The following is an 11,370-nucleotide window of genomic DNA, read 5'->3' as shown; positions in this document are numbered from 1 at the left end:
CCAGAGCTGTGGAGTCCCCGGATCGGGGTCGCGCTGGTGAAGCCCGTATAACAAGTCGGGAGTCATCATGGGCCATTCATCTACCGCCTTCACTTTTAAGATGGCAGCCGTATTGTTCGCACTACTCACCGATACAGCCGTCGCGGCCGGAGATGCTGAGCGTGGCGCGCGGGACTTCCGACCGTGTATGGCCTGCCATTCCGTCAATCTCGGCGAGCACTCGACGGGGCCAAGCCTGGCCAATTTATGGAGCCGCAAGGCCGGAACGGCTGAAGGCTTCCCCCGGTACTCCAAGGCGCTGAAAGGCGCGGACGTCGTATGGAACGAGAGCAGCCTCGATAAGTGGCTCAGCGATCCACGAGGATTCATTCCCGGAACCAGCATGGCTTTTCAGGGAATCAAGGATGCACGGGAGCGCGCCGATCTCATCGCTTACCTGAAGGCGGTTTCCGAGAAAAAATGATAGCAAGTGCAGGGTGCGCTCTGCGGACCATTTCCTCCGCCACGCCTTATACTTCGCGCAATTGATTGTTCTTCGAAACGGTGCGCAAAGCGCACCCTACGCCTGCTGTTATCCGTTCACTTCTTCTTGCCCTTAACCCGCGCAAACACCGGGCCCCATAACGGATGCCCCTTTTCACCCGGTTCCAGATCAAAGTTCGGGTCGAGTTTCAATGCTTTTTCAAACTGTTTCCTGCATGCGGTCTGTCGTCCGCTCACGCAGTAGCTGAAGGCGCTGTACTTGTATGCGGATAACTGGACTGATTTTTCTGCACCCTTGACGGTATTCAGTTTCCTGATCGCGCCGTTGAAATCGCCATCGTTATACAGGGCGATACCCTCGGTTAACGCAAGCTCGGACGCGGACGATGTTCTTTCGGGGGAGTGCGGCTTCTTTTCCGCTGCGGCCGGCTTTTCAGCGCTTGCCTTGGGGGATGGCGATGGCTTCTCCGCGCCCTGCTTGGGCGCTGGCTCATCGTGTATTGCGTTCTGCAAGGTGGTGCATCCCGCCATCAGCAAGGAGCCGGCGGACAACAACAGGAGTAAAAAACCGGGAAGTCGATTCATGGATTAGCTGAAAAATGATGCTCGATGGTCATTTGTTTTTTAGGTTGAACCTCGACATCGATGATGTGCGCCTTAAATGCCGGATTCTCGATCTTGATTCGATGTTTACCTTCGGGCAGCGCGAGGTGCTTCAATGGGGGACTGACGCCCTTCTCCACGCCGTCGACTGATACCGTGCCCCAGGGCGCAATAATCAGCTTCACATCGCCGGGCGCGCCTTCGCGCTTTTGGTCCTTCGCCTGTGTTGACGGCGTGTCACCGGTGTTTTCTATCCGCTTGATGAGTTCCTGCTCCTGCACCATCGCCAATCTGGTTTCGGCAAGTTGCGCAAATTTCCCGTTGGGGTAGCGGTCGAGATAGGCTCTTATTGCAGCGGGCGTGGCATCCTTGTTGTCCTTGAGCTTGCCCCATTCGCTGGTCTCGGCGTCGGCAGATGTTTCTGCGCCGACAGCAACAACGCCCTCTCCCGCCTTCTGCTTGCCACGAACAAGCAGGCCACTCGTTACGGCGACAACAAGGACAAGAGCAACTGCTATCCACGGCCATTTTGCTTTTGGTGCCGGGGTCGCTGCGACGCTTTCAGCTGAACGCTTGATCGAGCCTGTGCTGTTCGTGACTTCAATCTTGTCGGGGATCGATGCACTACTTGCCGGCAATGCGTGACTCGATGGCTGCTTCTGTATCGGTGCACCCGTCTCCAGACCCAGCAAGCGACGAAACTCATCGATGGACTGTGGACGCTCTTGCGGTTGTACACGCAGGCCCTTGTCGATCGCTGCAAGGAATGGCTTGCTGAACCCGGGATAATCCCCGGTCTCCAGTGTCGCTATCGGGTCCTTGATCATGCGGCCGACGGATACCGGCGGGGGTGATTTTGTGATCAGTAAATAGATGACGGCCGAGAGCGAATAAATATCGGTCCACGGGCCTTGCATCATTGCGGCGTCATCGCTGAATTGCTCGTCGGCGTACTGTTCGACCGGTGCATAGCCGGGCTTGAGAATCACCGTCAGCGATCGCGTGATGTCGCTGATGATCTGCCGCGCAGAACCAAAATCGAGCAGTACCGCCTGCCCGTCATTCTGCACCATGATGTTGTCGGGCGAGATGTCGCGATGCAGGATGTTGACCTTGTAGAGCGCCTCGAGCGCTTCCAGCACGGGAGCGAGGATTGATTTCAGCCAGGCTTCGGTGATGATGGCGGGATTTTCACTCAAGATCGTTTTCAGTGTCCGGCCTTCGTAATACCGCATCGCCATGTAGCCGGTATTGTTCTGTTCCCAGAAGCGATAGACCTTGATCAGCGCAGGATGGTCGAACTGGGCCAGCAGCCGTGCCTCGTTGATAAAGCTTTTCAAGCCTTTTTCAAAGGTTTGCTGGTTTTGCCTGGCGCGAATGGTCACGCTATCGTCCTTGCCGCGGCCGGCCAGCAAGGCGGGCATGTACTCCTTGATGGCGACGGTGCGCTGCAGCGAGTGATCGAATGCGAGATAGACAATGCCGAAGCCGCCTTCGCCAATGACGCTGCGGATCTCGAATTCCGCAAGACGCGTGCCGACGGCGAGGCAGTTTTCCGATAACTGCGGCGTGTTTGGCGTGCTCGGATGGATGACGGTCTGATTCACACTGTGCCTAGTCAGAGGATGATTCCGGATCTGCTATCCAGATCGCGATTGCAGTGTAATTATCGCGTGGGGCAGGCGAAGAAAGCGCGCTTTCGCCGGCGATCTTTTCCAATGCATCAAGCCAGCGTTCTACTGAAGTTGCTTCCTGCAAGGCGGCCTCCATCTGACTCTCTGCAATCCATTCCCAGAAACCATCGGTACACAGGAGGAAAGCGTCACCGCTTGCGAACGCGCTCGACGCCCGGACAGGGTCGGCCGCCTCGGCATCAGACACCCCTATCGCACCAAGCAGACTGCTGCGCAGCGGGTGAGCACGCAACTGGTCGGCAGTGCAATAACCTGCTTCGACGAGCTGCTGTACCGCGCTGTGATCCTTTGTCACCCGGCAGACTTTATGACCGCGAAACTGGTAGATCCTGCTGTCGCCAAGATGGCCCCATTGTGCCTCTCCCCGCTCGCAGTCGAGCAGCAGCATGGCGACCGTGGCGCTCATTTTTTTTAGCGCCGCATCCGTGGCCTGCAAGCGCGCGACTTCCGCTTTGGCTGCGCCGAGGCAGGCAAGCAGCGCCGCATCGCTGGCGGCTTCCTGCTGTTCGAAATGGGCAACGACAGTATTCACAATCGCATGCGAGGCAATCTCGCCGCCATTTTCCCCGCCCACACCATCCGACACGACGAAACAAGCCCGCGCATCACGCACGGATATTCGATAGGCGTCTTCGTTGTTGGCGCGCCCGCCAAGGTTCGTGACGGCTGCGTAGCGCAAGGTCAGGCGGGGCTTGAGGATGGCGGCCGATTCACTCAATTGGTTCACTCTTTTGTCGCTGCATTCTTGACGCGTTCAGTCTCTTTCTCGTACGCATCCAGAAACGCCTTGCCAAAGACAGTCTGTGAATCGCCCTCATGCTTGCGCTTGATATCGGCAAACACTTCGTGGAACTTGTCCCAGGCGCGTGCCTTGCGGGCGGAGGGCTGCACCGCATCAATCAGCGGCCTGACAGGCACGTCTTTTTCAAGAACCGCCGGGTTCAACGATTCGATCAAGGCACGCATCTCTTCGCGCATGCCCGCCATGAGAGCCAGTTGATGTATCTTGATGTCTTCATGCGCATCGTCCATCGCCTCTATCGGGCTCATGAAGCCAGGCATCTTCTTGCGCAGCATTTGCGTGAGCACGGTCTCGCTGTCTGAAAAGAACTTCAGCGGGTTGTTATTGCGCACCACGACCATGGTTACTTCCGCGTTGACCTCCCTTTTCACCATTGCGCGCAGCTTGCTCAGCGCAAGGGTATTGGCAATGGAAGTTTTCAGTAGCTGGCCGACAACCTCCATCAGCTCCGGTGTCAGCCCGGAGGGAACTGCCGCCGCCGGCAAGCCCGCGCCCTTCAGAAAGGCTGCCGTTAACAAACTGGCATCAGCCATAGTGCTTTTATCCTGCAGGCTTGCGTCGCTCTGAGTTGATGACACACCAGCAGAATCTGCCGCGACACGCGATGTATCCATTCGTCCAGCTCCTTCTATGCAAAGACCTGTGTTGCAACTTTATTTATTTGCGACTTGTCGATTTCACAAGAATGAACGATTGACATATCAGGGCTGGTCTTTCATATCATTGCCCTAGTACTACTGCGTCAGTAGTACTAGGGCCGATCCTACCCTAGCCTTGCGGCATAGCAAATAGAGAAAGGAACAATACAACTCTTTGATTTAAGCGAAAAGATGTTTTTCTCTCGGCGCGCGCATTGGTGCAATCGCGAATCGCTTCAAGCATTTGGGCATCCAGCAAGCGCAAGGTACGGTACGCGGGGCTATGCATGCTCGATCATGCAAAGCGCTGCCTGTCCACTGCCTACGTAGTGTTACGTACCCCCCTTGCGTAGTTGTACGCTTGCTCGCAACACTGGCGTCCCCAATACTTCCAGCGAACATAGCCGTTCGTGCTGTGAATACCCGTCAACACAATATTCAAGGAGCGATGACATGAGACTATTCAAGACACTCGGATTCAGCCTGCTGATGTTCGCTGTCGGGCTTGCCACAGCAGCCGAGCGCGGATCCGCCGAGGAGGCGGTGGCAATGGTAAAAAAGGCCGTCGCTTACATGAAGGAAGCCGGCAAGGACAAGGCATTTTCCGAATTTGGCAACCCGGCCAATACGCAGTTCCATGACCGCGATCTCTACATTTTCGTGTACGACATGGACGGCAACAATGTCGCCCATGGCAACAATCCCAAGATGGTCGGCAAGAATCTGCTCGAGATGAAAGACAACGACGGGAAGTACATCATCAAGAGCTTCATCGAAGTCTCGAAAGCCAAGGGCAAGGGCTGGGTCGACTACAAGTGGCCCAATCCGGTCACCAAGGCGGTCGAATTGAAATCGAGCTATGTCGAGAAGGTGGATGGTCTGATTGTCGGTGCAGGCATCTACAAGTAAGGACTCGGCAGCAAGCGCAGGTTGGGCTGAGAAGCCCAACCTCAAATTCATGTCATGAGAACGAGAGAAGTTGGGCTTCCTTCGTCAACTCAATCTACGTTTACTGAGCGCAGTTTTCCTTTTCACGTTTCCTCGTCGTCTTTCGGCTGCACGCGAGAAATCCTGTGCAGTCGGAATGCCGATACGCCGAGCAGAATCAGCCCAAGCACCCAGAACACCGGCTGCCTTTCAAAAACGCCGAACACCAACACACCGGCGCCGATCAGGATCCCGCTCTGAAATTGCTTTCGCAACTGCTCTCGTTTTTCAGGTTTCATGCGGCGATGATGCGTCGGGTCTTGCACTCACACGTCCGCTGATGGAAACGCGCCCGCGGTGCCGAAAAAGAACCATTCGTCACCCGCCGCAGCACTTGCCTTGGGCAGGATGATATGCCCGTCCTCCGGCGCGACGAGCTCGCCTTTGGCGCCGCGTGCAATGGCTTCTCCGCGCGCCACGCGATCGAAGTGCTGCCATGGCTTGACGAAGGTGGCATCCGCCTCCTTGTAGAAGACGCTTTTCATCCAGACGCAACGTTGCGATGCGGGCGCAACACCGGCATCCAGCGAACGTGCCGCTTCGCAATCGGGTGCGAGCATGTCGAAATGTGCCAGCGCGCGGAGAATGGCGCGATACCCGACGTCGGCCGCATCGGCGTTGTGGTGGTGGCCGCATTCCAGCGTCACCGCCAGCGCGCCCTTGGCACGCGCATACTCGGTCGTGCCCTGCGACTCCTTGTCGCCGCCCTTGCCGCCGCTGCCGAACGCGGCGGCCCAGCCGCAGACGAAGTCACGCACGCCGAGTGCGCGCGCAAAGTCGACCTCCTCCGGCCGTGACTGCACCCCGCCGAGAAAAACGAAGGGGCCGCCTTGCGAGGCGTAGGAATGCAGGTCCAGCAGAACGTCGGCGCGATCGAGAAAGCCGCAGACGACGGGGTCGAGATGATCCTCGTAGTGCTGTTTCTCTTCCTTGGGGTAGAGATAGCGGTTCAGGTTGCGTTCGACGAAACGGGTTCCTTGCGCGTAGGCGCGCGGATTGGCAATCGGCATGACTTGCAGGGTGCCGCGCTGCAGGGCAATGACGCCGCTGTCGAGATCGGACAACAGTTTTGTGATGGCGGCTGGTCCGCAGAATTCATTGCCGTGTACGCCGCCCATGACGGCGAGCGTCTTGCCGGCTGCGAGGGAGTGGTGAAAGACGGTTTTGACAGTCATGACATTTCGGAAACTGGGAGAGTGCGAACAGGAAGTCTCTCATGCCGTGCTGCAAAGCTCAATCAATAGAACGGAACTGCGAGGAAGCAGGAATCATCGAACAACAAAGGGGAAGTGATGGTTCTAACAGCCTGCTAACCACCACCCGGGCGAAGAGACGAGCAAGGGTGCGCCCCGCGCACCCTTTTGCCAAACCCGCTCAGGACGGTCGAATCATCGCGTACGAATCTTGTTCCGCACCCAGGCGCCTGCTTCTTTCAGGTTGCTTGCCGCGAAATTGCCACCGGAGCACGTCCCTGATTTCCATGCCGCTCCGGTACGAAAGTCGTCGGACCGGATTGTTGGCCACCTCCATGTAGCTCGCCGCATTCCCGCTGTCCGAATAGCCGAACGTATCCCAGCCCGGGGTGCCGACCAAAATCACCGCATCCGGATCATAGGCGCGAATCACGGGGATCAAGACTTGGTGATTTATTGACGCACCATCGCCCAGGTTACGGGGCCGCCTGCACTGTTCGGCTCGTTCGCAATATCGTAAAGAATGTTTTTCTGATTGCCATACTTCTGCGCGATGTGTGCGAAGTAGCTCTTGGCGCGATCCAGGTTGTAGTGGCGATCGCCGGGATTGAGTTGATGCCAATCGACGATCGCATACATGCCTCGTTTGATGACCTCATCGATGATCTTGTCGACCTGCGCGGTAAAGCCCGCGGGATCGGTTTCATAGCCACCTTCCTGGATGTACATCGAGATGCGCAAATGATCGGCCTTGAAGTCATTGGCCAAGGCATCCAGCGATGCCGGGCTGGCGCATTTTCCGCTGCCGTTTTCGCCCCAGCCATACCACTGGATACCATGTGTGCTCATACTCCGTAACTGTATTGGCGCAGTACGACGCGGCGTGCGAATCTGTTCAGTTCTTCCATCTGCTCTCCGCGGCAACAAAGGCAAGGGCGCCTGCCGAGGAACGATTCCTCGGCAGGTAAGGGACGTCGATCAGTGGCGAAGCCCTGCCTGAGAGTTCCAAACCTCCACTCTTGAATTTTTTTCGGCGACGATGTCACATGGCGCGCGATAGAATCGTCTTGAAGATGTGACCGCAACCAAGGAGTCACCTCAACATCTCCATCATTCACAGGAAAGAGAACCGTCATGAGCCATACCAACGCCCAACCCCGCCTGAACTTCGCCGAGCAAACGCCCGAGCTGGTCAAGAAGCTCCAGGAATTCAGCATGGCCATCACCAACAGCGGACACATTGAGCCGGGGCTGTCCCATCTGGTGGATATCCGTGCCTCCCAGATGAACGGCTGCGCCTTCTGTCTTGACATGCATGTCAAGGAGGCCAAGCTGCACGGCGAGCGCGAACTGCGCCTGTACCATGTGGCAACCTGGCGCGAGTCGCCGCTGTTCACGCCCAAGGAACGCGCCGCGCTGGCGTTGACCGAGGCGCTGACCCAGATCGCGCCGACCGGCATATCAGACGAACTCTATGCCGAGCTGCGCGCGCAATTCAGCGAGAAGGAGCTCTCGACGCTGACCTTCCGCGTGATGGGCATCAACGCCTGGAACCGCCTCAATGTGGCCTTCCGCACCCAGCCCGGCATACGCGACAAGGCACTCGGTTTGGACAAGGCCGGGCTTGTTTGAACGGGCGAGCAAGCAGCCGGCCCGGAGTTATCATCGAAGCTCGGTCAGCTACGTTGTCAACGGCAGAGGGCACGCTTCGGTTGCGCGTCACCACCTGCCAGACGCTTTCATTCAAAGATATTCATGTCCCAAAACTCCTCACCTGTCTCCAGCGCGGCATCGATACTTGCAGCACGCCGCAGGAATGCCGACCAGGGCCCTCGCCTGCCCGACGCATGCCGGCCACTGGACGTCGACACCGCGCTGGCGATCCAGGCAGGCGTCACCGAGCAGCTCGACGTCGCGGTGCGCGCATGGAAATGCGGCACGCCTTCCGAGGACCGCGTCGCCATTGCGCCGATTTATGCCGTGGCCGTCCAGAGTGCCGGGGATTGCCGAGCAATCGTTCGCGCCGGGCATGTTCGCGTCGAGCCGGAACTGGCGTTCATTCTCGGCAAGAACCTGCCTGCGCGGGATGCCGCCTATACACCGGCGGAAGTCGATGCGGCGATTGCAGAAACGCGTCTCGCGCTGGAACTGATCGATAGCCGTTACAGCGATCCTGCCGGCGCGTCGTTCGCGGAACATCTTGCGGATGGCTTGCTCAACCAGGGGCTGTTCATCGGCAGGACTGTCGATGGAGGAAAAGCGCGAACGGCCTCGACGATGCCGATTCGCGTAACGCTTGAATCAGGGCATGAAACCTTGCTCGACGGTCGTCATCCGAATGCAGATCCGCGCGCGCCGCTGTACTGGCTCGCGGAATTCCTGCGCAGCAGGGGAACTGGCTTGCAAGCGGGGCAAGCGGTGATCACCGGCTCGTACGCCGGCAGTTTCGATCTGCCGGTCGGCCAGGAAACAACTATCCGCTTTGGCGAGCTCGGCGATTTGACGGTGCGTTTTTCACAGCGATGATCGGCGCAGACTCGCTCATCCTGAAGACCATGCCGCCAATGCCGGCGCGATCGTGCTGCGGGTATTGATGGCGGCTGGGCTGTCATCCGGCCCGACCTTATTGCGCGCAAATGCACATCCATATGTCGAATTCGCCGCCGTTTCCACATTCAGGACATCGTCCGCGACTGGCTTGATGTCCATCTCCGCCCACGCGATCATCGCATCAAAGACCTGCGCCTTCTCCATCACCGTATAGCCGCCATGGCCGGGTGCGCGCACGGCCTGCTGTATCCGCCAGGCGCCCTGCCTTGCGCTCCTGCGCGCTTGCGATTGATCTGCTCCCTGCTGAACGGCACAGACATGTCCCTCAGTGGAGACGAATAGTGCGCAACGGAGCTGTTCTTCAGGCATGTACCACACAAGGCACAGCGGCGATGGAAGCGCAATCGGTCCCACACGCCTGACAAGCGAGAAGACGCCAGGTGCATGTTTGCGCGATTCAGCAGACCCGCATTCCAAGTTAGCGGAGAAAAAATGTCTATTCGAACTTTCAGAAAATATATCGCCGCAATAGGAAGTGCCCTGTTGCTATCGAGTCTTGTTGCCTGAGGTGGCGGAGGAGCAGAAAGCGCGCGGGGCGAGGACGCATCGACATTGAATACATCGACACTCGCGGCGGAATCGACAATGGTCCCGGCTACAGGCCCGTCGGATTTGTTCCCATGATTTGGGGCGGGAACCCGGATGTGAATCAGCCGGCGGCGACCATTCCCGATGGCGCGAAATACCTGCTGGGTTTCAACGAACCCAACTTCAAGGCGCAGGCCAACAAAACACCCTCGCAGGCCGCTTCGGCGTGGTGGCGGCGGAAAACGGTGTGACATTTACCGATCCCTTTGTTTATCTGGACGCTTTTTTTGCAGCCTGCCAGGGATGCAGGGTCGATTTTCTTCCGGTTCACTGGTACGCCTGCGATGTCGAGGCGCTCAAGTGGCACATCGGACGCATGAAGAAGTACGGCAAGCCGATCTGGCCGACGGAATTTGCCTGCGGCGACAAGCCGCATGATCAGATCAGATTACGCTGGCGGTGCAGAAGAAATACATGACGGATGCAGTCCATTACCTGGAGAGCGAGCCGGCGGTCGCACGGTATTCCTGGTTCTCCGGACGAGACCCGCAGCTTCCCAATATCAATTTGCTGGGCGGAGACAGACAATCGACGGAGCTCGGGCAGCTGTATGTGTCGCTGCCCGGTGCAGCCGGTGCCGCGTCAACCGATTCAACGGAGCTCGAGATAAGGCCGATGCACGCCATTGCCTCGACCGCCGAGAGTGGCACCCTGGGGCCGGAAAAAGCAATCGACAAGAATGTCGACACGAGGTGGTCGAGCGCTTTCAGCGATCAAAACACGTTTGTCCGACGAACATATTGCTGTCAGAAGATAGGGCGCTCGTCTTAAATTAGATCAAAGTATCGCCCGCGCAGACCCACACTATGTAGTGCGGCCGCATTGATCCACGCGCCCGCAGGTCGGTGCCATTCCGGCATCGGATTCAATCAGCAATATGAAGAGGTGTGTCATGAAATCCACAAGAGTTCTTGGAGTCACGCTTGCTCTGCTCGGCAGTCTTGGCAGCTATACCACCGCGAATGCAACGAACGGGGCGAGCCAGTTCGCTGCGCGCTTGTCGGGGTTCAATGAGGTTCCCTTGGCGATCCTGTCGCCTGGCACAGGCACCTTTGAACTGAGCCTCAATGCCGGCACAGCCAGTTACACGCTTTCCTATTCGGGCTTCACGACGCCGGTGACCGAGGCGCATATCCATTTCGGCAAAAAACATAATGCGGGCGGTCATCTCGTTTTCCTGTGCTCAAACCTCGGCAATGCCCCGGCAGGGACCCCGGCTTGTCCGCAATTCGAGGGAACGGTGAGCGGCACCATCACTGCCAGCCAGATCACAGGAATCGAGCCGCAGAATTTCCCCGAGGGCGATTTCAACGCGCTCGTGTCCGCCATCGTTTCGCACACAACATATGCAAATGTGCACACGACGAAATTCCCGGCCGGGGAGGTTCGCGGTCAAATCCACAATGCAAATCGGAGTGATTCTTCAACTCCACAAACGCCGCAATGATCATGGGAATAATCGTAGGGACAATTGATGCGTAGGATGTGATTCGCTGGGCTGCGCACGCATGCCCAGCCAATTCCGCTAACATGGCGTTTTTTGCCATTGTCAAAGCCATGAAGCGAGATCAAATGCTAATGGAAGCGATTCTAGGAAAACTCCTGGACGCTCCGGAACCGCAGATCAACGTCGTTGGGGTCGCCCAGCGCCTGAACGCGGAACAGTCGGTCATCCGCCACCACTTGCACCTGCTGCACGACAAGGGATGGGTCACGGAATCGGAGAGCGGTTTCTGGCGACTGACCAATGCCGGCCATGACTATCTGGAGGG

General features: G+C 57.8%; 17 protein-coding genes and 1 pseudogene. 9 read left to right on the top strand and 9 right to left on the bottom strand.

The features are described from left to right. The first annotated feature begins 67 nt into the window (after positions 1 to 67). Positions 68 to 463, top strand: a complete 396-nt coding sequence (locus tag VJ651_RS14060) for a c-type cytochrome (protein ID WP_324108052.1) — start codon at positions 68 to 70, stop codon at positions 461 to 463. Between the two features lie 116 nt (positions 464 to 579). On the opposite strand, the gene VJ651_RS14055 is transcribed toward VJ651_RS14060, so the two are convergent. Genes VJ651_RS14055 through tagH form a run of 4 tightly spaced genes read right to left on the bottom strand, consistent with a single transcriptional unit; the run spans position 580 to position 4,196 of the window. Continuing rightward, positions 580 to 1,068: a TssQ family T6SS-associated lipoprotein gene (locus VJ651_RS14055; protein WP_324108051.1), complete on the bottom strand. Its 489-nt coding sequence runs from the start codon at positions 1,066 to 1,068 to the stop codon at positions 580 to 582. Next, positions 1,065 to 2,693 carry a serine/threonine-protein kinase gene (locus VJ651_RS14050; protein ID WP_324108050.1) on the bottom strand — a complete coding sequence of 543 codons (1,629 nt, stop codon included), beginning with the start codon at positions 2,691 to 2,693 and terminating at the stop codon, positions 1,065 to 1,067. The genes VJ651_RS14055 and VJ651_RS14050 overlap by 4 nt, the downstream gene beginning before the upstream one ends. A gap of 7 nt (positions 2,694 to 2,700) precedes the next feature. Further along, the gene (locus VJ651_RS14045; protein ID WP_324108049.1) at positions 2,701 to 3,498 is read right to left on the bottom strand and encodes a PP2C family serine/threonine-protein phosphatase; all 798 of its coding nucleotides are present in this window, start codon (positions 3,496 to 3,498) and stop codon (positions 2,701 to 2,703) included. 5 nt (positions 3,499 to 3,503) lie between these two features. Continuing rightward, complete coding sequence (gene tagH, locus VJ651_RS14040; RefSeq protein WP_324108048.1) at positions 3,504 to 4,196, bottom strand: type VI secretion system-associated FHA domain protein TagH; 693 nt, start codon at positions 4,194 to 4,196, stop codon at positions 3,504 to 3,506. Between the two features lie 477 nt (positions 4,197 to 4,673). Between tagH and VJ651_RS14035 the strand changes: the two genes are divergently transcribed. Continuing rightward, a complete protein-coding gene (locus VJ651_RS14035) occupies positions 4,674 to 5,129 on the top strand; it encodes a cache domain-containing protein (RefSeq protein ID WP_324108047.1) in 456 nt (151 codons plus the stop codon). A 122-nt stretch (positions 5,130 to 5,251) separates the two neighbouring features. Here VJ651_RS14035 and VJ651_RS14030 read toward each other — a convergent pair whose 3' ends face one another. The 4 genes from VJ651_RS14030 to VJ651_RS14015 all read right to left on the bottom strand — a co-directional run bounded on the left by VJ651_RS14030 (position 5,252) and on the right by VJ651_RS14015 (position 7,324). Further along, a complete protein-coding gene (locus VJ651_RS14030) occupies positions 5,252 to 5,422 on the bottom strand; it encodes a hypothetical protein (protein WP_324108046.1) in 171 nt (56 codons plus the stop codon). Between the two features lie 51 nt (positions 5,423 to 5,473). Further along, complete coding sequence (locus VJ651_RS14025) at positions 5,474 to 6,382, bottom strand: succinylglutamate desuccinylase/aspartoacylase family protein (RefSeq protein ID WP_324108045.1); 909 nt, start codon at positions 6,380 to 6,382, stop codon at positions 5,474 to 5,476. Positions 6,383 to 6,581: 199 nt separating this feature from the next. After that, positions 6,582 to 6,833, bottom strand: coding sequence for a hypothetical protein (locus tag VJ651_RS14020; protein ID WP_324108044.1), 252 nt, complete (start codon positions 6,831 to 6,833; stop codon positions 6,582 to 6,584). A 20-nt stretch (positions 6,834 to 6,853) separates the two neighbouring features. Further along, positions 6,854 to 7,324, bottom strand: a complete 471-nt coding sequence (locus tag VJ651_RS14015; RefSeq protein WP_324108053.1) for a cellulase family glycosylhydrolase — start codon at positions 7,322 to 7,324, stop codon at positions 6,854 to 6,856. A gap of 210 nt (positions 7,325 to 7,534) precedes the next feature. On the opposite strand from VJ651_RS14015, the gene VJ651_RS14010 reads away from it, so the two are divergent. Beyond that, positions 7,535 to 8,032 (top strand): carboxymuconolactone decarboxylase family protein, encoded by a 498-nt coding sequence (locus tag VJ651_RS14010; protein WP_324108043.1) that lies wholly within the window; start codon positions 7,535 to 7,537, stop codon positions 8,030 to 8,032. A gap of 123 nt (positions 8,033 to 8,155) precedes the next feature. After that, positions 8,156 to 8,926: a 2-keto-4-pentenoate hydratase gene (locus VJ651_RS14005; RefSeq protein ID WP_324108042.1), complete on the top strand. Its 771-nt coding sequence runs from the start codon at positions 8,156 to 8,158 to the stop codon at positions 8,924 to 8,926. A gap of 15 nt (positions 8,927 to 8,941) precedes the next feature. Here the strand turns inward: VJ651_RS14005 and VJ651_RS14000 are convergent, their stop codons facing one another. Further along, a complete protein-coding gene (locus VJ651_RS14000; RefSeq protein WP_324108041.1) occupies positions 8,942 to 9,187 on the bottom strand; it encodes a hypothetical protein in 246 nt (81 codons plus the stop codon). Between the two features lie 443 nt (positions 9,188 to 9,630). Between VJ651_RS14000 and VJ651_RS13995 the strand changes: the two genes are divergently transcribed. From VJ651_RS13995 to VJ651_RS13975, 5 genes and pseudogenes are all read left to right on the top strand, one after another. Then, positions 9,631 to 9,789 (top strand): glycosyl hydrolase, encoded by a 159-nt coding sequence (locus VJ651_RS13995; RefSeq protein WP_324108040.1) that lies wholly within the window; start codon positions 9,631 to 9,633, stop codon positions 9,787 to 9,789. After that, complete coding sequence (locus VJ651_RS13990; protein WP_324108039.1) at positions 9,765 to 10,016, top strand: glycosyl hydrolase; 252 nt, start codon at positions 9,765 to 9,767, stop codon at positions 10,014 to 10,016. Before VJ651_RS13995 ends, VJ651_RS13990 begins: the two co-directional genes overlap by 25 nt. Further along, on the top strand, positions 10,013 to 10,369 hold the full coding sequence (locus VJ651_RS13985; RefSeq protein WP_324108038.1) for a glycosyl hydrolase: 357 nt from the start codon (positions 10,013 to 10,015) through the stop codon (positions 10,367 to 10,369). Before VJ651_RS13990 ends, VJ651_RS13985 begins: the two co-directional genes overlap by 4 nt. A gap of 121 nt (positions 10,370 to 10,490) precedes the next feature. After that, positions 10,491 to 11,045, top strand: a complete 555-nt coding sequence (locus tag VJ651_RS13980) for a CHRD domain-containing protein (protein WP_324108037.1) — start codon at positions 10,491 to 10,493, stop codon at positions 11,043 to 11,045. Positions 11,046 to 11,176: 131 nt separating this feature from the next. Further along, positions 11,177 to 11,370 (top strand): annotated as a pseudogene (locus tag VJ651_RS13975) (hypothetical protein); the annotation flags it as partial.

The organism is Noviherbaspirillum sp., from assembly GCF_035254865.1.
Classification (GTDB): domain Bacteria; phylum Pseudomonadota; class Gammaproteobacteria; order Burkholderiales; family Burkholderiaceae_D; genus Noviherbaspirillum.
The sequence above is the reverse complement of the archived record's forward strand: the minus strand, read 5'-3'. Positions and strand labels throughout refer to the sequence as shown.

What these genes read in the sequence shown, in the direction of transcription:
- VJ651_RS14055 (WP_324108051.1), bottom strand. Translation starts at nt 1,068, where the DNA reads ATGAATCGACTTCCCGGTTTTTTACTCCTGTTGTTGTCCGCCGGCTCC.
- VJ651_RS14025 (WP_324108045.1), bottom strand. Translation starts at nt 6,382, where the DNA reads ATGACTGTCAAAACCGTCTTTCACCACTCCCTCGCAGCCGGCAAGACG.
- VJ651_RS14005 (WP_324108042.1), top strand. Translation starts at nt 8,156, where the DNA reads ATGTCCCAAAACTCCTCACCTGTCTCCAGCGCGGCATCGATACTTGCA.
- VJ651_RS13980 (WP_324108037.1), top strand. Translation starts at nt 10,491, where the DNA reads ATGAAATCCACAAGAGTTCTTGGAGTCACGCTTGCTCTGCTCGGCAGT.
- VJ651_RS14060 (WP_324108052.1), top strand. Translation starts at nt 68, where the DNA reads ATGGGCCATTCATCTACCGCCTTCACTTTTAAGATGGCAGCCGTATTG.
- tagH (WP_324108048.1), bottom strand. Translation starts at nt 4,196, where the DNA reads ATGGATACATCGCGTGTCGCGGCAGATTCTGCTGGTGTGTCATCAACT.
- VJ651_RS14010 (WP_324108043.1), top strand. Translation starts at nt 7,535, where the DNA reads ATGAGCCATACCAACGCCCAACCCCGCCTGAACTTCGCCGAGCAAACG.
- VJ651_RS13995 (WP_324108040.1), top strand. Translation starts at nt 9,631, where the DNA reads ATGATTTGGGGCGGGAACCCGGATGTGAATCAGCCGGCGGCGACCATT.
- VJ651_RS13985 (WP_324108038.1), top strand. Translation starts at nt 10,013, where the DNA reads ATGACGGATGCAGTCCATTACCTGGAGAGCGAGCCGGCGGTCGCACGG.
- VJ651_RS14035 (WP_324108047.1), top strand. Translation starts at nt 4,674, where the DNA reads ATGAGACTATTCAAGACACTCGGATTCAGCCTGCTGATGTTCGCTGTC.